Here is a 19664-nt window from a genome sequence, read left to right on the forward strand (position 1 = left end):
TCATATAGTGAACGAATGCGAGGAGCAAGCATGCTGATCCGGGCGGCCATCCAAGACGATCTGCCAGTCATCTGCGAGATCTACAACGACGCCGTGGCGAACACGACGGCGATCTGGAACGAGACTTTGGTCGATGTCGCCAATCGCGCGGCCTGGCTGAAGGCGCGCACGGAGGCGGGCTATCCGGTGCTGGTGGCGGTCTCCGACGAAGGCGATGTCATCGGCTATGCGTCCTTCGGTGATTGGCGCGCCTTCGATGGCTATCGCCATACGGTCGAGCACTCCGTCTATGTCCACAAGGATCGGCGCGGTGGCGGCATCGGCCGGAAACTCATGGTCGCGCTGATCGCCGAGGCCGAACGGTCGGGCAAGCATGTGATGGTCGCGGGTATCGAGTCGGAAAACACCGCCTCGATCCGCCTTCATGCCCAACTGGGCTTCGTCGACACTGGCCGCATGCGCGAGGTTGGAACGAAGTTCGGTCGCTGGCTCGATCTGACATTCATGCAACTTGTGCTGCCGACCGGCTCTCCGCGCTAGGCCCCGACGCCCGCCTCGACAATGCCGTTTGTCGAGGCGACCGGAGATGCTATGAACGCTCAAGGACCTTTTCTGGAAATATTTTGGACGTGGGTCTTCGGCGGAAGGTCAGATCGAGCGCCTGGGCACGTGTCGCGAGAGCGGCACTGGTGCTGGCTGCCAGCTGTTCGGCATTGAGCGCGCTCCCCGCGACGGCTCGTATCGACGATCTCGTCCCACAGCCGAAATGCGTCTATTCCGGTCGATCGGTGACCGATCCCGCAAAGGCACTCTGCATCAGCAAGGAGAATTTCGCCCGCGACATCTGCGGCGTGATCGACCACTATGCGGCCGCCAACGGCCTGCCAGCGGCCTTCTTTGCCCGCCTGATCTGGCGCGAAAGCCTGTTCCGGCCAAACGCAGTCAGCCCCAAGGGCGCGGAAGGCATCGCGCAGTTCATGCCGGGAACGGCGAAGATGCGGGGGCTCAACAACAGCTTCGATGTCGTCGAGGCGCTCGGCAAGTCGGCGGAATATCTGAACGAACTCAAGTCGCGCTATGGCAACCTCGGCTTTGCTGCCGCCGCCTACAATGCCGGCGAGAACGGGCTGGAACGCTTCCTCGAGGTCGATTGGCTGCCGACCGAAACGCGCAACTACGTGCTCGCGATCACCGCCTACAGCGTCGAGGACTGGCGCGACAATCCGCCAAAGGCGCTCGACATGACGCTCGACAAGGGCAAGACCTTCCTCGATGGCTGCGTGGCACTCGCCAGCACCCGCAACCTTCGCGACATCGAGGTGATCGACGAAGCCGAATGGGCGCCCTGGGGCGTGCAACTCGCCGCGCATTTCCAAAAGTCCGTTGCCCAGCGACTGTTCGTCAGCGCGGTCAAGCGTCTTCCGGAACCAATCCGCAGCGAAAAGGCGCTTCTGCTTAAGGAGCGCAATGCCAGTTTCGGCCTGAGGATCCGCTACGCCGCCCGCATCGGCCGCGACACACAAGAGGAAGCAAACAAGCTTTGCGCCACCATTCGCAAGAGCGGCGGCGCCTGCCTTGTCTTCAAGAACTGACGGTCCCCGCGCCGCCAGCCGTATCGGGCGGCGCCCGGTCGTTCCTCGTCGAGCTACGCAGGCATGCGGCCAGCGGTTGTTGCCCTGGTGGCTATCTCCTTCGGCATGCAACCAAGCCCCTTGAGGGTCGTTGCGACCGCCTCGTCGATCGGCGTATGCGGTTCTTCGCCGAGAACTGCCAGCAGCCGCTCGTTCGGCATTCTCAGAGGCTCGCGCCAAACGTAGCGCATCCTGTGCAGTTCCCGGAAGAGCGGGACGAAGGGCGAAGCCAGGCCGATCAGCCACCACGGGAAGGACCGCACTGGCACGCCCGGTTTTCCGAGGGCACGGCGGATCGCCGCAACCATCTCCGTACCGTTCCGATCGAGGAAGCCGCGCATGTGGTAGACCGCAAAGCGCGGTAGGCTTTCGGCGCGTTCGACGAGGCGGACCATGATCTCCGCGACATCAGGTAGATAGGCCCACTGGTGCGCGATCCCTTCACGGCCGGGGTAGGAAATCGTCGTCACCGGTTTTCCGGGTTTTACCAGCCCTTGCGAGAACCAGTTGTTGGCGGCACCCGGTCCGAAGAAGTCGCCCGCCCTGACGATGATCACGCCGACGCCTGTCTCTGACGCATCTTTCAGGCGACGCTCCATCTCCTTGCGGATCAGGCCCTTGTCGGTATCCGGATTTTGCGGTGCGTCCTCGTTCAGGATTGGAAAGGCGTCGCGGCCGAAATTGTAGATCGTTCCTGGCAGCAGGACACGGGCTCCGACGGCTTTCGCCGCAGCAATCGTGCTGTCGAGCATCGGCAGTACCAGGGTGCCCCAGTTGCGGTAGCCGGGTGGATTGACGGCGTGCACGATCAGATCGGCTCCTTCGGCCGCGACGCGAACGTCGCGTGCGTTCATGGCGTCGCCCTGCCGCCAGTCGAATGCAGGCTCGACCTTTGCCGCCTTCTCTGCGTTGCGGTTCAAGGCGCGCACCTGCCAGCCGCGCTTGCTAAGCCCGCGGGCAACCGCGCCGCCAATGCCGCCCGTGGCGCCAAGGACCAGAGCTATCCTTGCTTTTTGCTGCATCTCGGTCATGCCATGCTCCATTCATCTCGAAGAAGGCAGGATCGCGCATCGATTGGCTAAACGGAATTGCCGAAAAATATTGATCAGATATACTGAAATTTATGAGCAAGATGGATCTGAGCTGGGACTTCTACAGGACGTTTCTCTCGGTGCTGCAGGAGGGATCGTTATCGGCGGCCGCCCGCGAACTTGGCTTGACGCAGCCGACCGTCGGTCGGCACGTGGACGCAATGGAAACAGCACTCGGTTATCCGCTGTTCGTGCGCTCTCCGCACGGCCTGCTGCCGACCGATGCCGCACTGGCGCTCAAGCCCTATGCGGATACGCTCTCCGCAACATCGGCGGCGCTGTTGCGTGCCGCATCCAGCCAGCGCGACATGGTCAGTGGCACGGTGCGCATCAGCGCCAGTGAAGTCATCGGCATCGAGGTTCTGCCACCGATCCTCGCAGACCTGCACGAGGCCTATCCGGCACTGACGATCGAACTCTCAGCCTCGGATACGGTCGAGGACCTGTTGCGCCAGGAGGCCGATATCGCGGTACGCATGGTCGCGCCGGCGCAGGATGCGCTGATCGCCCGCCATCTCGGCGTCATTCCTATCAGTTTTCACGCCCACCGCCGTTACATCGAGCGGCGCGGCATGCCGCGGGCGCTGACCGACCTCGCCGACCACAGCCTGATCGGCTACGACCGGGAGACCGCGGCGATCCGGGCGATCATCGCCCGCTCGCCGGAGCTGCCGGCCGCAAGCTTTGCGCTGAAGGCTGACAGCAACCTTGCCCAACTGGCCGCGATCCGCGCCGGCTTCGGCATCGGCGTCTGCCAGAACGGACTGGCGGCGCGCGACCCCGATCTTCTCCCGGTACTGTCGGGTCTGTTCGAGATGAAGCTCGACACCTGGCTGGTGATGCACGAGAACCTGAAGACCGCGCCGCGCTGCCGCGTCACATTCGATGCGCTCGCCAGGGGCCTGCGAGACTACATCCGCGGTGTCCCGCCCGAGGCCAACGATCCGTCCGTCGAGCACAGAGACTAGGCATCAAGCAGCGTCGTGCCATAGGAATTGTCGATGACGCAAAGCCATTTGCCGGCGTCGGTCTTGCGGAAGACGTAGGTCGCTCGCCGCACGATGGCGACGTCGGCGCCTTCCGGGTCCACCGTGTCGAGCACCGTTTCCATGATCACCAGGGCGGTGTCGCCGCCTTCGATCACTTTCATGGCGCCCTGGCGGACCTTCATCCGATTGTCGAAATGGGCGGCGATCGCCACGAACGCTTTTTGGATCTGGGACTTTCCGGTCGCGTTGAGGCCCGGTTTGACGACGAGCGTCGCGTCTTCGGCGTAGAAATCCATAGGGCTCCCGAAGTCTTCCGCCGTGATCGCACGGTCGGCAGCCTCGATAACCTGTTTCAGTTCGTGATCTGACATGTCCGTCTCCTGGTTGCGCAAGACGGATGGACAAAACCCGCCTTGCGGCGGGTTGCTGCTTTCAGAAAAGGAGCGCGCGTCAACCCACCATTCGATGAATGGCGCGAATAATCGAAGCGTTGCTGTTGCGGACCTTTTCCATGACGTGCGCGTAACATGGCTCGGCCGGTGTCGGCAAGCTTGCGTCATTGGTGAGGCAACACGACGACCCCAATAGAAAAAGCCCGCCAGGATGGCGGGCTTTCGATTTCAAGGCGTTTCGATTGTTTGGCGGTTAACCTTCGGATTCGGCAGACGTTTCCGGCGCACCGTTCTCAACGGCTGCCTCTTCGCCCTCCTCCTCGTCGCTTTCCGGCTCGCTGATGCGCTCGACCGAAACGACCTTCTCGTCCTTGGCGGTCGAGAAGATGGTGACGCCCTTGGTGGCGCGGCTTGCGAGCCGGACGCCATTGATCGGCACGCGGATCAGCTGGCCGCCATCGGAGACGAGCATGATCTGGTCGTTGTCTTCGATCGGGAAGGCCGCGACGAGCACGCCAATTTCCGTCGTCTTCGAGGTGTCGGTGGCGCGGATGCCCTTGCCGCCACGACCCGAGGTGCGGAAATCATAGGACGAGGAGCGCTTGCCGAAGCCCTTCTCCGAGACCGTCAGCACGAACTGTTCGCGCGCCTTCAGCTCCTCAAAACGTTCGTTCGACAGCTCTCCGCCGTCAGCGACTTCCTCGCCGACCAGTGCGATTTCTTCCTCGTCGCCGTTCGTCGCCCGACGCTCCGCCGCAGCGCGCTTCAGATAGGCCGCGCGCTCCCATGGTTCGGCATCGACATGACCAAGGATCGCCATCGAGATGATGCGGTCGCCGTCGCCGAGGTTGATGCCACGAACGCCGATCGAGTTGCGGCCGGCAAAGACGCGCACGTCGTCGACCGGGAAGCGGATGCACTGGCCGAGCGCTGTCGTCAGCATGACGTCGTCATGCTCCGTACACGTGTCGACGGAGAGGATCTCGTCCCCCTCTTCCTCGAGCTTCATCGCGATCTTGCCGTTGCGGTTGACCTGGACGAAGTCCGACAGCTTGTTGCGGCGAACCGTGCCGCGGGTCGTCGAGAACATGACGTCGAGGTTTTCCCAGGTCGCCTCGTCCTCGGGCAGCGGCATGATCGTGGTGATGCGTTCGCCGGGCTCCAGCGGCAGCATGTTGATCAGCGCCTTGCCGCGCGATTGCGGCGTGCCGATCGGCAGACGCCAGACCTTTTCCTTGTAGACGATGCCACGCGAGGAGAAGAACAGAACCGGCGTATGAGTATTAGCAACGAATAGCCGGGTAACGAAATCTTCGTCCCTGGTCGCCATGCCTGAGCGGCCCTTGCCGCCGCGGCGCTGCGCCCGGTAGGTCGTCAGCGGCACGCGCTTGATGTATCCGAGATGCGAGACGGTCACGACCATGTCTTCACGGGCGATGAGATCCTCATCGTCCATGTCCGGGCCGCCTTCCATGATCTCGGACCGGCGCGGGGTGCCGAACTCGTCGCGGATGACGACGAGTTCGTCCTTGACGATGGTCATGATGCGCAGGCGCGACGACAGGATGTCGAGGTAATCCTTGATTTCCTCGCCGATCTTGTTGAGTTCGTCGCCGATTTCATCGCGGCCGAGTGCCGTCAGGCGCTGCAGGCGAAGGTCGAGGATGGCGCGGGCCTGCTCTTCCGAGAGGTTGTAGGTACCGTCCTCGTTGATGCGGTGGCGCGGGTCGTCGATCAGGCGAATGAGGCTTTCGACGTCATGGGCCGGCCAGCGGCGCTCCATCAACTGCTCGCGCGCCGTCTGCGGATCCGGAGCATGGCGAATGAGCTTGATGATTTCGTCGATGTTGGCGACTGCGATGGCGAGGCCGACGAGCACATGAGCGCGGTCGCGCGCCTTGCGCAGCAGGTACTTCGTACGCCGGCTAACGACTTCTTCGCGGAACGCAACAAACGCCCTGAGCATGTCGAGCAGCGTCATGTGCTCCGGCTTGCCGCCGTTCAGCGCCACCATATTGCAGCCAAACGAGGTCTGCAGCGGCGTGTAGCGATAGAGCTGGTTCAGGATGACGTCCGCATTGGCGTCGCGCTTCAGTTCGACGACGACGCGATAGCCCTGACGGTCGGATTCGTCGCGCAGGTCCGAGATGCCCTCGATGCGCTTGTCGCGCACCAGTTCGGCCATCTTCTCGATCATCGTCGCCTTGTTCACCTGGAACGGGATCTCGGTGATGATGATCTGCTCGCGGTCGCCGCGCATCGGCTCGATATGGGCGCGGCCGCGCATGATGACTGAGCCGCGGCCGGTCTCGTAGGCCGAGCGGATGCCGGAACGACCGAGGATCAGCGCGCCGGTCGGGAAATCCGGACCCGGGATGATTTCCATCAGTTCCGGCAGTTCGATCGCTGGATTGTCGATCAGCGCCATGCAGCCATTGATGACTTCGACCAGGTTGTGCGGCGGAATGTTCGTCGCCATGCCGACGGCGATGCCGCCGGCGCCGTTGACGAGCAGGTTCGGGAACTTCGCCGGAACGACAGCCGGTTCCTGCAGGGTGCCGTCGTAGTTGTCGCGGAAGTCGACCGTTTCCTTGTCGAGATCGTCGAGAAGCGAATGCGCGGCCTTCTGCAGGCGGCATTCGGTGTAGCGCTCGGCTGCCGGTGGATCACCGTCGACGGAACCGAAGTTGCCCTGGCCGTCGATCAGCGGCAGGCGGAGCGACCAATCCTGCGCCATACGCGCCAGCGCATCGTAGATCGCCGCATTGCCGTGCGGGTGGTACTTACCCATCACGTCCCCGGTCACACGGGCGCATTTGACGTATTTCTTGTTCCAGTCGATCCCGAGCTCGCTCATCCCGTAGAGGATGCGGCGGTGCACGGGTTTCAGACCGTCACGCACGTCGGGAAGCGCGCGGCTGACGATGACGCTCATCGCGTAATCGAGATAGGACCGCTGCATTTCCTCGATGATGGAAATCGGCTCGATGCCTGGCGGAGTTTTTCCGCCGCCGGGGGTGCTTTGCTCAGTCAATGGTGATCACGATCTTTGTTCAGAATCAGTCGGATATTTATAGCGGATTGCCACCGGAAGCGCCAATTTGCGGCCCACGGCACCATTCGTCCGCCCAGGTGTGAAGATGTCACTGTAACGCTTTGAATCGCTGCATGATTCTCTCCGAAATCCAGATCCGGACCCGATGAGCCACGCGGCAGTTGTGAACAGTCTTTTGCCGCCGGAGCAGGCTTTTCTAGGGCATTGCGCGGGAAATCGGAAGACCCCGGTCGCCGATCGCCGAAATGCTGCGCATTTGCGGTCCGGTTGGCGGTAGGGATTGCTCAATAAGTCATTGCTGAGACTTTGTTTGCGGCCCTCTTCCCAAGCCTCTGCCGCTTGCCTAACAATACCCTCCTGCCACCGGGAAAACCCGGGGCGAAATCCGGAAGGGGAAACGGATGTTCAATGTCGACCTCCTGGTCAATGCGCTCACCACGCTTCTCGTCACGCTCGATCCGCCCGGCCTTGCGCCGATCTTCCTGAGCCTGACCGTCGGCCTCAGCCGGCAGGAGCGCTTTCAGGTGGCCACCCGCGGCTCGCTCATCGCCTTCTTCATTCTCGCCGCCTTCGCGCTTTTCGGCAACGGCATCCTGGGGCTGCTCGGCATTTCGATTGGTGCCTTCCGCATCGCCGGCGGCCTGCTGCTCTTCTGGATCTCCTTCGAGATGATTTTCGAGAAGCGTCAGGAGCGCAAGGAAAAGACCGGCGAGAACGCGACCACGAAGGATCACATCCATAACATCGCGGTCTTCCCCCTCGCCTTGCCGCTGATTGCCGGTCCGGGCGCGATTTCGGCGACGATCCTGCTTGCCGGCTCCTTCCCGACGGCCATAGAGCGCACCCAGCTCCTGATCGTCATCGCGCTGTCGATGCTCAGCCTGTTTCTCGCGCTGGTCATAGCCGAACGTATCGACCGGTTCCTCGGCGTCACCGGCCGCGCCATCCTCACCCGCTTGCTCGGTGTCATCCTGGCGGCCCTTGCCGTCCAGTTCGTTGTCGACGGGGTCAAATCCGCGATGGCCCTCTAAAGCATCCGCTTTGAAGTGGAGGCGCTCGAAGCCGAAAGATGGACTGGAAGCAGGCGGCTCGAGCGAGCCTTGTGCGTTCGTCTGAACGCGCTGCCATTTGAGCAATCAGCCGCTGACATCGCGAGATGGCACCTCCGCTCGAACAAAAAACGCCGCGCCCCCAAGGGACACGGCGTTTGAAACAGTCCGAGCCTGATACGACGATCAAAACGGTAATAGGGAGTGAGGAATGCAAACTGAGAGAGAGAACATAGAAGATTCAATCTGTTGTTGGCTTCGTATAACTAGCGTCACCGCGATTTCGTCAACTTACAAGACCAAATGCCGGATTTTCTCTTCGTAAGTTTACATTTTTGGTGCCCCAGAAAGGGCTTTTTCGCGAGAGCGCATCGTCCAGTCTTGCTCGTGTACGACCAGGAAGCTGAGCGAGCCTCAATGACCGGACTGGTTCACCTGCACGCGGACAACATGTTCCTGACCGCCTTGTCGACCTGCCATTCGCCGTCGAACATCTGCTCGAGACTCCATTTGTCATAGTCGAAGGTACTGAAGGCCAACCGCCCTACCTCGAGTTCGCTGTCAACAAGAGGAGGTAACGCAAGTTTCGTGGCAATCGACAGCGAGATCGTTAACGCGGGATCGAACGTCGCAGAACGAGCCCTCGCCGACTCGAGACCGGCCGACAGAAGATAATGGGTGGGAAGCGTCCAAGCCGTGTCGGGAAGCTTCGACTTCCCTTCCAGAATAGCAATAGCCTTGTCTCTGATCTCCGCGTCTGCCGGGAGGTTGGAAGCCTGCAGGCCGACCCTTAGCCAGCTCTCCACAGTACTGTCGGCCGACCAAGTGCCGGCGCTGATGCAGATGCAGGCGAATGCGAATGCCGGGTCCATGTTTTGCTTGGCGGCGTCGGTCCACTTGCCCCATGCGTTCATCACCTCGGGCGGTTTCAATTGCTCGAAATCGGCCTTGTCCAGGTTGAGACAAACAAACGCTAAGCTCGCCGCTACGCGATACGCTTGTGTGAAGTCGTCCAGCTTGGCGAACGAGGCGACCATTCGCACCGGCGCAGTGTAAATTGTAAGATCTGGATCGGAGAGAAGAACCTCAAGATCTTTCTCGATCAGGCGTTTCTCAACGACATCAGCGCCGGGCTTCAACGTGGCGGCTACCTCGAAACCAGTCGCGATCTCCGACCACGTCGCCGTGGTTTCGAGGAGCGCGCCGACAGTCATCGGTTGCCTGATGAAAAGCGTGCCGGATCCATAGAAGCGCACGAAGAGGATCGGACGCTGGTGGTCTTGGTGCCCCAGCGAATCGAACTCGATCCCGGCACTGAAGTCGACCGTGCTCTCTCGTGGCGCACCAAGCTTGCCCTCACCTTCCTGCACTCGGTAGTAGTCCGGATACATAAGACGACGCGTCTCGTCGTGGAGATAAACCATCTTCCAGAATTCGCCTTCCGAGCCTCGGGCTCGCAGCTTGTCTAGGATGCCGAGCACGGAATGGATGTCGTCCATATGACGGCGCCCCCAAAGGGTACCAGTCATGTCCGACCAATGGGTGAGTTCATGGAATATCGTCGATATTTCAAACCGTGAGTTGGCATAGTCGGCCGGTTCAGAACGCCCTTCGAACTGATCACGGTGGATCTCGTTGAGGCCGATAACTTGAGATCGAAAATGGAACTCCGCGATTGAACTCCTGGCGGGAAAGATCGATTTGCCACGAAGTTCGGCGAATTGCGTCTTGAAGTCCGGCATTGTCTTGCTGATGGCTCCTATTCTGTCCACGCGTCGACCACAGCACGCCAATCAACCGGCCGCGCTTGCTCGCCTGTCCACACGTCCCAATACGCCGGGTCTGCCGATCGCGGCTGGTGGGCCTCCGGAAGGTCGCGCATCTCGACCAGGATCGGGATTGGTGCCGCCCATCCCAGAAGCACCGCGTGCCTTGCTGGGAGGCTTGGCAGTTCCCGCAGCAGCCCGCCGACGGAGTCGGGCACCAACTTGCTGACGAGCCGCTGGTCTGCGTCGTTGACGATGCGGTGAAGAAGGAACGTATTGCATTGCGCCAGAAGCGTCGGAGATAGCTCGGAAGGGCGTTGCGACGACACTAGTAGGCCAAGACCGAACTTTCGTCCCTCCCGCGCAATCCGTTCGAACACGTCGCGGCAGAGATCTGCAGCCGACCACGTTTCCGTGTCGGATGATCCGATGCCCTTGACGAAATTGTGGGCTTCCTCGAGCACAAGAACGGTCGGCAAGGTCTCGCCGTCGTTCTCCCGCCTGTACCGCTGAAGCGCCTCGAAGACTAGGCGTGCAAGGACGGACACCACGATGTGCACGATCTCAGAGGGGATCAGAGATAGATCGATCACGGCGACGTTGCCATTGGAGGCTCCGTCTGCACCTACATATGTTTCCAGCCAGTCCTCGAAATTGAGGCGCTCGGGGTCATCGATCACACTACCGAGCCGACGATCGGCCAGCATGCTCTTGATGCGCAGCCCCAAGGTGGCGATGAAGCCGGCCATGTTGGAGCCCTGCCGCTGGGCAAGGCCCTCGAGGTGCGACGAGAGCAGTGGAAGGTCGAATGGGATCGGAGCATCCTCGTGCATGAACGCGCCCTGTCCTTCATTCTCAGGCTTGGCGCCGGCGACGGGAGCCAGAGCGTCTGAGATCGCCTGCAACTCAGCCGTAGCGAAATCTGACCAGAAGCCTCGGGCGTTGCGCCTTTCGCCGATCAGCGACAGCACAGCGTCCTCGAGAGCATCGACGTCATCTTTGATCGCGGCCGACGCGACCTGGCTCCATGCCGAACTGTCTTCACCCAAAGCTCTCAGGATGCCTCCTATGTTCAACGTTGGTTGAAAGCCGGTGTATTCCTGCCGTCCAGCAGCAAGGGCGGCATCGATGCTTGTCTTGTATGAATGAGCCACAACCCCTATCCGCTCATCCTCAGAGAGCTGAGCCTGATAGCCGCTCTTGAGCTCTCGAAGTCCCTGGCGCAGCAGAGGTCTTTGAACGCCTGGCTGCGCGTGCGAAAGAGTGCTCCACTCCAGCCCATTCCACAGCCACGCGGGAACCTTAAGAGCGGTCTCATCCCTGTCGAGCGGTGGCACGCGGAAGATGCGAGCGTTGCCGGGATCGTCGGCGAACGCCTGGCGATATTCGCCGTTCGGATCGAGAATTATGAAACGCCCGTTCGGTCGACCTTGTCTTCCACGTTTCTCGCGCTCTGAGGTTGCCGCATCGAGAGACCATCTGATGAGGCCCGCGACCGAACAGGATTTACCGCTCCCCGTATTACCGAGTACCGCAAGATGTCGTCCGAAGATCTTGTCCGGGTCGACCATGATGTCGGCGTCCATCGCCAACGGAGAGGTTCCGATCTGGACGCGCCTGTCTTCGTCACGCGCACCGACGATCGCGGAGATCTGAGCCGCGGTGGGTACCAGCACTTGGTCGCCGACGGATGGAAATGCGCGGACCCCACGCGAAAGTTCGAGCTCATCGCCGGATGGCGACGTCGATCTCACCATCAAAGTGCCGATAGGCGACACAGTCATTCGCCGAGTTGGAAATGGAAGGTCGATTACGTCGAGCTGTCTACCCTCACCTCTTGGAAGCGGCGACCGCGTTATGCCGATCCAAGTCACGTAGGCGACGGTGGCGCCCGCTTCGTTTGGTAACAGAACATAGCCGTTGATCCGTGGGAACGGCGTCGGCATTCCAGTGTTCAACGCGATTGCCTGAGGTGTTTCCCCGCCGAGAGAAACCACGATCTCGCTTGGCGACACCGCCTCCACCGTACCGACGACGAGATCGGCAAGCGCTTGGACCGGAAACGTCATGCAGAACTCGCTGTATCTTTCTGGCCGGCCTCGTTCCCCTTGCCATCATCGACCAGGCTCGGACGCCGCTTGAGAAGTTCTGCCAGACGTGTGCTGATGAAATCCAAGGCCGGCTTCGGCAAGTAGTGCCTCGTTAGCGTCTCAAGGTCCGTGAAATGCTTGCCGACGATCAGGGTGGTCTGGGCGTCGCGCGTTTTCTGTAGGAAGGACTCGAGGCGGTCGCTCATCGAACGCGCGGCGACCACGATATGCGTCGACGGGATGGCCAACATGTCTAGGATGATCCGGTTGATATGGTCGTCGCCGAAGCCATAGCCATATACGAAGAGGACGGCGTTCGGTCTGCACACCGATGCTGCAAAGTCCCGGAACAGTTCAGCGTAAGGATAGTAAGTTGTCTCGAAGTCCTTGGCAGGATTCGGATATATCATCACCGTGTCTACTGGTTCACTTGGGATATCCGTGTGAGTCTTCGGAGCGCCAAAAGGTAACCCGATGCGCTTGATGGATCTGCGCCGGGCGTCGTAGTTCCAATCGAGCGAGCCATGAAGCTTCGTTAGCCTCAATACGCCCTCCATGAACCTCGGTTCGCCTCGGATGCCCGGCGGATTGTAATGATAGTCCGCATCCACTCTTGACGCTCTGAACACTGGATTCAATGCGCCGACGAACCGATCGATGGTCCGGATTCCTGCAAGGTCGCAGCCGTACTCCAAAAGCCGGTCGTAATTGGTCGTGAAGACGTGGAGCCGCTCCCTCGACGCGGTCCTGCTTGCAAAGCTCAGGAGGAAGGACTGAAGTACAGAATCAGCGCGATCAGCCTTTTCGCCCTTCGCACTCTCGATGCCACGTTCGGTTTCCAGCAAAGATTCGAGGAAAAGCTTCAACTGCTTGTTCAGCTTGTCCCGCAGATCCTCGCCATCGCTCAAGTTCAGAATTTCGGAGCCTGCAAGCACAGCCAGCGCGCTTCGGAACTGATCTTCGATGTTCGGCGCACCTCGTCCCATTCGTTTTGCGGTTTCCGTCGCATGGGCGTCGATCTCGGCATCGAATTTGGTGTCTAGCGTGATCTTGTCCATCCCCGCTGCAGGGGAACCGGCTATGTGCCCGATGGCAGCCGTGAAACCACTCCCGAGCAGAAGGTTCAGATGTTCCGCCTGGCAGGTGGCGGTGAGCCACGGTTCTATCTTTTTTCGATGTTTGGCGATGAACTCGTCGAGTTCAGGAGCGTTCGTGGGGATAACGTCAGTCGAAAACGTCGACGTTCCTACCCGGTAGTAGTGTTGTGCCAGGTTGGCCATCCTCCCTCCCAACAGAGGCTACCCTCCAGCGAGCCCTTGATAACGTGGCTGACCATAAGTTGATTCATTTCGTTTAGGAAGGCAGTTCGGTGGGATCTGGCGTGGCATTCTGAAAAGCTCAATTTTGCCGCAACGGACATCGAATCATGTGATGCGATAGACGATGAAACTCTGGCTACCACGCCAGGTTCACAAAATAAGCTGTAGTACTTCGCAGAATCGGGAGTGCAGACTCAAGCCTCGCGCGATAGGGTTGTGAAAAACAAAGCATTTCACGCAAGGTGAGCCGCGCATGTCCGACAGCCTGACCGACCTGATCCTCAACTCGACGCCCGAGGATGGTACCTCCATTGGCAACGGAGCCATCCTGGCCCTGTTACGCGAGCGTCTGCCGGACCTGTCGGACGAAGAATATGTCGCCGCCCGTGACGCATTAATCGATGATGGAATCCTTGGACAAGGGCGTGGACGCGGCGGGTCGATCTATCGTGCAGATGTGATGGACCTAACGCTAGAGATACAGGATGAGGCAGAACCGGTACAGCCCCGAGGCAAAGCACGTGCCAGGGCGCGACGATCAGGAGAAGCGGTGCAAGTGCTCAGTTATCGCCACGGCGAGACGCGGGTGAACAATCCCGAGGTAGGAATGGTCCATGCCGGGACTGATCCGGACGGGGCCAGGACCACCTGGAGTTATGACCCGCATCTGGACCCGGTGCTAAACTTCGACAGCGCCCGTGCCGGGATCGAAAGGCTTATCGACTCAGCGCTCTCCAACGGAGATCCCGAAAGGATGAGGGATGCACTGATCGAGCTCAGGCGGTTGCAGGCTCCGTATCTAAATTGGACGGGAAAGGCCGAGCGGACGTCGTTCGAGGTCGATACCGTATCGCTTCACGTGCATGAACGCGTGGACCCGGCGACGATCCTCGCCAATGCGACAAAGCGGCTGAAGGGTAAAGACGCGAGCGCGCAGTGGCGTCAGCCGGACCTCTTCGCGGCGCCGTTCGAAAACCTGCCGCTGCGCCAAGCATTGGATTTCTACGCGCATGAAAAGGGCTGGTCGAACCGGCTGGTGGCGGGTGACAGCCTGCTGGTGATGAATTCGCTGCTGACGAAGGAGAGTATGGGTGGCAAGGTGCAGATGATCTACATCGACCCACCCTATGGCATCAAATACGGGTCGAACTTTCAGCCCTTCGTCAGCAAGCGCGATGTAAAGGACCGATCGGACGAGGACCTGACGCAGGAACCCGAGATGATCAAGGCGTTCCGTGACACCTGGGAACTAGGCATCCATTCATATCTTACTTATCTCCGGGACCGGCTGGTGCTGGCGAGGGAGCTGCTGAGCGAAACCGGCTCCGTATTCGTACAGATCTCGGACGAGAATTTGCACCACGTAACGGAAATCCTTGAAGAAATATTCGGCGGGGACAACCTTATCAGCGTTGTGACGGTTCAAAAGACAAGCGGCGCTACCTCAGAATTGATATCCAACACAGCAGATTATTTAGTTTGGTTCGCCAAGAACAAAGAGTCGGTAAAGTACCGCCAGCTCTATGAGTTTAAGGCGCTGGATGGTGCGGGCGGAGGTGAATACCAATACCTCCAGTTTCCAAACGGAGATTCGCGGCGCATAGCGGTAGAGGAAAGGTCAAAGTATCAATCTCTCCGTGAAAAGGGCTCGGTCTATGCGTCGCATCCGATGACCTCTCAGAGACCGCCGGGCGATTTCCCTGTCGATTTCATGGGGCAGACAATCCGGCCGCGTTCGGGCTATTGGAAAACCGGTGAAGTAGGCTTCCCGCGCCTCATAAAGGCAAATCGGATTCTGCCAGCAGGATCAATATTGAAGTATCGGCGTCTGTTCGAGGACTTCCCTGTGATGCCCCGTAATAACCTTTGGGGCGATGTGAGTAGCGGAGCAAGCGCATCTGATCCGAAGGTCTACGCGGTTCAAACGACCCCAAGGGTCATCGAACGATGCCTCCTCATGACTACCGATCCAGGCGATCTTGTTCTTGATCCCACTTGTGGCTCGGGCACCACCGCTTTTGTTGCGGAAAAGTGGGGGCGACGCTGGATCACATGTGACACCTCCCGCGTGGCGATCACGCTCGCCAAGCAGCGGCTGATGACCGCCAGTTTCGACTACTATTCACTCCGCTACCCGCACGAGGGGCTGAAGGGGGGCTTCGACTATGAAACCGTGCCGCACATCACCCTAAAGAGCATCGCCAACAATCCCGACATCGATACGATATACGCCGAGGATCACTCCAGGATCGAAGCGGCGCTGGCATCCCTAAACGCCGCGCTGACCGCCACTCCGCCGAGTCCCCTTCGCCCGGAGCAGGGCGTGCGCAAGGGGCAGCAGGTGAGGTTCCGTGACGGTGAGACGCTGTATGAATGGGAGGTGCCCTTCGATTGGCCGGACTATTGGCCCGAGGCAGCACGCGCACCCTTCGACGCCTTTCACTCCAACCGTCAGGCGATGCAGCGGCGCATTGATCAGAGCATCGCTGACCATGCCGAACAGGAAACGCTCTACGATCAGCCGCGCGTAGACCGGAACCGCGTGCGCATCACCGGCCCCTTTTCGGTTGAAGCCGTACCAGCGCCGACCGTCCTGTCGCTTGACGATAGTCTGCCGCCCACCGAGGCCAACGACAGTATCGCCCGAACAGGCGAAACGTCGCGCCAATCGGTTTGGCGCGACGAGCTCTTGAAAACGGGCGTCCGCGGAAAAGGTGGCGCGATGTTGACCTTCGCCGAGTTCGAGACACTGCCGGGGCTGCGGCATCTCCATGCCAGCGGATTCCTTGCCGAGACAGGAGAGCGCGTCGTCGTTAGCTTTGGCCCTGAGCATGCGGCCCTAGAGCAACGGCAGGTGGAACTCGCGCTGACAGAGGCAGAAAACCTGAGGCCTGCACCGAAGTTCATCCTCTTCTGCGCCTTCACCTTTGATCCTGAAGCCGCGAAGGACATCGACGAGGTAAATTGGCCCGGCGTAACCCTGCTTAAGGCGCAGATGAACACCGATCTTCTGACCGAAGATCTTAAGAAGGCACGGTCCTCGAATCAGTCCTTCTGGCTGATGGGCCAGCCCGATGTTGAACTGCGGACACGCAAGGACGGAATGTGGGAGGTCGAGGTCAACGGCTTCGATTATTTCGACCCAAAAGCTGGCGATTTGGTGTCAGGCGGAAAGAGGCAGATCGCCATGTGGTCCCTGGACATTGATTATGACCAGCGATCCCTTATGCCGCATCAAGTGTTCTTTCCGATGGCAGATGACAAAGGTGGGTGGAATCGGCTGAAGACGACGGTTCGCGCGGAACTGGACGAGGACCTGCTGGAGCAGTTCCACGGCACGGTGTCGCTGCCGTTCTCCGCGGGCGACAATAAACGTATCGCGGTGAAGATCGTCGATGACCGCGGCATCGAGTCCCTCAAGATCATGCCGCTAGAGGGTTGAGCGTCATGTCCCTCATTATAAATACCCCATTTGTCTGCCCGGCGCAGCATTGGGTCGAAGTCAACGGCGGCAAGCTCGAAATCAAGGCCGAGCGTCGTCCCGCGAGCTACGAAGTCTTCGACGCTCGCAACAACACCAAGCGGACCGAAGTTCTGGATTTGGTGAACACGATCCGCACCCGCGTTGACGCGTGGCGCGAGGCGGGCTGGCCCGGCGTAACTATCGTTACCCGCAAGCTACTGGAGCACTGGTACGACCGGGAGGCGCGGCAGCATCCGTTCTATTTCTGCCAGCTCGAGGCGATCGAAACCCTGATTTGGTGGGTCGAGGGAACCGAAGCATTTAAGCAGGGTATCGCGATTCCAGGCGACGGTGGCGGCTGGGAGCGACTCTGTAACAAAATGGCCACCGGCGCCGGCAAGACGACGGTGATGGCGATGATTATCACCTGGCAGGTGCTCAACGCTCTGACCTACCCCAAGCGGAACAAGAATTTCAGCCGCGCGGTCTTCATCGTAGCGCCGGGCCTTACGGTGAAAGAACGCCTACAGGTGTTGCTGCCTCGCGAGGGCAGCTATTACGACGAGTTCAATCTCTGCCCCTCGGAAGCGCTGCGTCAGAAACTCAACCAGGCCGAGGTCCTGATTGAAAACTGGCATACGCTGATGCCCCTGAAAGAGGTGGAACGCTCGGTTGTGAAGAAAGGGCAGGAATCCGACGAAGCATTCACGCGCCGTGTTCTTGGAAAGCTGGCCGCTCACAAGGACATTATCGTCATCAACGACGAGGCTCATCATGCCTATCGCAAGCCACCTGAGGTGAAGATCAGCAAGAAGCAGGCGGCCGAACAGGGGATCGATCTCGACGAGGCGACACGCTGGATCGAGGGCCTGGATCGCATCCATAAGACCCGCCGCATCCAACGCTGCTTCGACCTCTCGGCCACGCCCTTTGCCCCTACCGGCAAGAAGAGCACGGATACCGCGCTGTTCGACTGGATCATCTCCGACTTCGGTCTCAACGACGCGATCGAAGCTGGGCTGGTCAAGACGCCGCGCGTCGTGGTGCGGGACGACGCGCTCCCGGATGCTAGAACGCTGCGATCAAAGCTCTATCACATCTACCGCGACCCATCGGTCTCTGAGGATCTGAACAGATCGAAGGCGGAGCCGCACGAGGCGCTGCCCAAGCTGGTACAGGACGCCTACACCCTTCTCGGTGCAGATTGGCGTGAAACTCAGCGCCAATGGGCAGCGGCCGGGCATCATTCGCCTCCGGTCATGCTGACGGTCTGCAACCGCACCGAGACCGCCGCCCGTGTAGAGCACTATTTCAATAAGGGCGACTCGCACTGGCCGGAATTGCATGCCCCGACCAGAACGCTGCGCGTCGATTCAAGGGTGCTCGATAAGGCGGAGATCGGCGAAACCGCCACGTCCGACAGAGACTACGAAAACAGACTGAAGACCATCATCGAGGCGGCGGATCTGCAGGACAACCGAAAGCAGCAACTTCTCGCCCTAAAGAAAGAAGAGCTGCTGCGAGAAATCGTGGACAATGTTGGCAAGCGAGGCGCCGCAGGCCAGGACCTGCAGAATGTCATCTCGGTCGCGATGTTGTCTGAGGGATGGGACGCCAAGAATGTGACGCACATCATGGGCTTGCGCGCGTTCACCTCGCAGTTGTTATGTGAGCAGGTAGTGGGCCGTGGTCTGCGTCGGGTTTCCTACGACACGGATGAAAACGGGCTATTCCTGCCGGAATATGTGAATGTCTTTGGCGTTCCACTTTCTATTTCTGAAACCGGCGAAGGCGGCGAAGCGCCTCCGCCGCCCAAGCCGACAACCCAGATCGAGGTCGTCTCAGATAAGGCGCACCTCGAAATCAAGTGGCCCAACGTGCTGCGGGTGGAAACGGTGGTTAAGCCACAGTTGACCATCGCCTGGGACATAGTGCCGGCCCTTGTGCTCGACCCGGCATCAACCCCGATCAGTGCCGAACTGGCACCCGCATTGGGCGGAGCGGCGGATATGGGCAAGGTCAGAGAGATCGATCTTGAACGCCTTCCGGACGGATTTCGTCTGCAAAGGCTTGTTTTTCAGGCTTCGCGCAAAGGTTTTGCCGAGCTGAGGCACAACTTCTCTGGGACCGAGGAGTATCTTGCTGCGCAGTTAGTTCGCATCGTGGAGAGCTTCCTGAATTCCAGACTCCTTGATATTCCGTCACTTTTCCACTCCGATCCTCTGCGCCGACGCATCCTGATTGCGTTGAATATCGACTTGGTCGTCCAGCATCTCATGCGACATGTTCGCGAACAGAACACAGAGCGCCTTGTTCCGGTCTTCGATGAGGAAAACCCCATCGGAACCACGGGACAAATGCAGACTTGGTACACGACCAAGCCGTGCGTTCCGGCGACGAGGTCGCACATCAGCCACCTTGTCGGCGACTCCTCATGGGAGGGGCACGCAGCGAACATTTTCGAGAGCCGAAACGATATCGTCGCCTATGCAAAGAACGATCATCTGGGCTTTCAGATCCAGTACATGTGGGCTGGCTCTCGGCGCAGATATGTCCCCGACTTCCTTGTACGACTATCCAATGGCAAGACACTTGCACTCGAAATCAAGGGAACGGACGGCCCGCAGAACAAGGCGAAGCGCGACGCATTGAACGAATGGGTCAAGGCGATCAACGGGACAGGTGGATTTGGATTGTGGGCTTGGGATGTTGCATTCCGACCGAGCGATGTGCAGGACATAGTCAGCAAGCACTCGGAGTCGATCGGCGTAAAGTCCGGCTAGCAGCGCCTCGGCTAATCACGAGGACTTATGCTGGCG

Annotated in this window: 12 protein-coding genes; 6 read left to right on the forward strand and 6 right to left on the reverse strand. The window is 59.9% G+C overall.

Annotation, left to right across the window (positions count from 1 at the left end):
• Positions 1–30 precede the first annotated feature (30 nt).
• Positions 31–540, forward strand: coding sequence for a GNAT family N-acetyltransferase (locus LAC81_RS08060; RefSeq protein ID WP_223727399.1), 510 nt, complete (start codon positions 31–33; stop codon positions 538–540).
• An 80-nt stretch (positions 541–620) separates the two neighbouring features.
• Complete coding sequence (locus LAC81_RS08065) at positions 621–1592, forward strand: lytic transglycosylase domain-containing protein (protein WP_419195818.1); 972 nt, start codon at positions 621–623, stop codon at positions 1590–1592.
• A 53-nt stretch (positions 1593–1645) separates the two neighbouring features.
• On the opposite strand, the gene LAC81_RS08070 is transcribed toward LAC81_RS08065, so the two are convergent.
• On the reverse strand, positions 1646–2662 hold the full coding sequence (locus LAC81_RS08070; RefSeq protein WP_223727401.1) for an SDR family NAD(P)-dependent oxidoreductase: 1017 nt from the start codon (positions 2660–2662) through the stop codon (positions 1646–1648).
• 101 nt (positions 2663–2763) lie between these two features.
• Here LAC81_RS08070 and LAC81_RS08075 point away from each other — a divergent pair, with 101 nt between their 5' ends.
• Positions 2764–3690 (forward strand): LysR family transcriptional regulator, encoded by a 927-nt coding sequence (locus LAC81_RS08075; RefSeq protein ID WP_419195819.1) that lies wholly within the window; start codon positions 2764–2766, stop codon positions 3688–3690.
• Here the strand turns inward: LAC81_RS08075 and LAC81_RS08080 are convergent.
• Both LAC81_RS08080 and gyrA read right to left on the reverse strand, forming a co-directional pair.
• On the reverse strand, positions 3687–4082 hold the full coding sequence (locus LAC81_RS08080; RefSeq protein WP_223727403.1) for a YybH family protein: 396 nt from the start codon (positions 4080–4082) through the stop codon (positions 3687–3689). The two genes, LAC81_RS08075 and LAC81_RS08080, sit on opposite strands and share 4 nt — an antisense overlap.
• A 274-nt stretch (positions 4083–4356) precedes the next feature.
• Positions 4357–7137, reverse strand: a complete 2781-nt coding sequence (gyrA, locus tag LAC81_RS08085; RefSeq protein WP_223727404.1) for a DNA gyrase subunit A — start codon at positions 7135–7137, stop codon at positions 4357–4359.
• A 422-nt stretch (positions 7138–7559) separates the two neighbouring features.
• On the opposite strand from gyrA, the gene LAC81_RS08090 reads away from it, so the two are divergent.
• The gene (locus tag LAC81_RS08090) at positions 7560–8189 is read left to right on the forward strand and encodes a MarC family protein (protein WP_223727405.1); all 630 of its coding nucleotides are present in this window, start codon (positions 7560–7562) and stop codon (positions 8187–8189) included.
• A gap of 449 nt (positions 8190–8638) precedes the next feature.
• Here LAC81_RS08090 and LAC81_RS08095 read toward each other — a convergent pair whose 3' ends face one another.
• From LAC81_RS08095 to LAC81_RS08105, 3 genes are all read right to left on the reverse strand, one after another.
• The gene (locus tag LAC81_RS08095; RefSeq protein WP_223727406.1) at positions 8639–9949 is read right to left on the reverse strand and encodes a hypothetical protein; all 1311 of its coding nucleotides are present in this window, start codon (positions 9947–9949) and stop codon (positions 8639–8641) included.
• 17 nt (positions 9950–9966) lie between these two features.
• Entirely contained in the window at positions 9967–11559 is a 1593-nt protein-coding gene (locus LAC81_RS08100; RefSeq protein WP_235693174.1) for an ATP-binding protein, read from the reverse strand.
• Positions 11560–12038: 479 nt separating this feature from the next.
• Complete coding sequence (locus LAC81_RS08105) at positions 12039–13343, reverse strand: SIR2 family protein (protein ID WP_223727407.1); 1305 nt, start codon at positions 13341–13343, stop codon at positions 12039–12041.
• Positions 13344–13635: 292 nt separating this feature from the next.
• On the opposite strand from LAC81_RS08105, the gene LAC81_RS08110 reads away from it, so the two are divergent.
• Positions 13636–16824 carry a site-specific DNA-methyltransferase gene (locus tag LAC81_RS08110; RefSeq protein WP_223727408.1) on the forward strand — a complete coding sequence of 1063 codons (3189 nt, stop codon included), beginning with the start codon at positions 13636–13638 and terminating at the stop codon, positions 16822–16824.
• Between the two features lie 5 nt (positions 16825–16829).
• Positions 16830–19628 carry a BPTD_3080 family restriction endonuclease gene (locus LAC81_RS08115; protein ID WP_223727409.1) on the forward strand — a complete coding sequence of 933 codons (2799 nt, stop codon included), beginning with the start codon at positions 16830–16832 and terminating at the stop codon, positions 19626–19628.
• Positions 19629–19664: the final 36 nt, after the last annotated feature.

The organism is Ensifer adhaerens (assembly GCF_020035535.1).
Lineage (GTDB): Bacteria > Pseudomonadota > Alphaproteobacteria > Rhizobiales > Rhizobiaceae > Ensifer.

Excerpts from the sequence above, each read along its gene's own strand:
- LAC81_RS08090 (WP_223727405.1), top strand. The coding sequence starts at position 7,560 with ATGTTCAATGTCGACCTCCTGGTCAATGCGCTCACCACGCTTCTCGTC.
- LAC81_RS08080 (WP_223727403.1), bottom strand. The coding sequence starts at position 4,082 with ATGTCAGATCACGAACTGAAACAGGTTATCGAGGCTGCCGACCGTGCG.
- LAC81_RS08075 (WP_419195819.1), top strand. The coding sequence starts at position 2,764 with ATGGATCTGAGCTGGGACTTCTACAGGACGTTTCTCTCGGTGCTGCAG.
- LAC81_RS08060 (WP_223727399.1), top strand. The coding sequence starts at position 31 with ATGCTGATCCGGGCGGCCATCCAAGACGATCTGCCAGTCATCTGCGAG.
- LAC81_RS08095 (WP_223727406.1), bottom strand. The coding sequence starts at position 9,949 with ATGCCGGACTTCAAGACGCAATTCGCCGAACTTCGTGGCAAATCGATC.
- LAC81_RS08100 (WP_235693174.1), bottom strand. The coding sequence starts at position 11,559 with ATGGACGCCGACATCATGGTCGACCCGGACAAGATCTTCGGACGACAT.
- LAC81_RS08110 (WP_223727408.1), top strand. The coding sequence starts at position 13,636 with ATGTCCGACAGCCTGACCGACCTGATCCTCAACTCGACGCCCGAGGAT.
- LAC81_RS08105 (WP_223727407.1), bottom strand. The coding sequence starts at position 13,343 with ATGGCCAACCTGGCACAACACTACTACCGGGTAGGAACGTCGACGTTT.
- LAC81_RS08070 (WP_223727401.1), bottom strand. The coding sequence starts at position 2,662 with ATGACCGAGATGCAGCAAAAAGCAAGGATAGCTCTGGTCCTTGGCGCC.
- LAC81_RS08115 (WP_223727409.1), top strand. The coding sequence starts at position 16,830 with ATGTCCCTCATTATAAATACCCCATTTGTCTGCCCGGCGCAGCATTGG.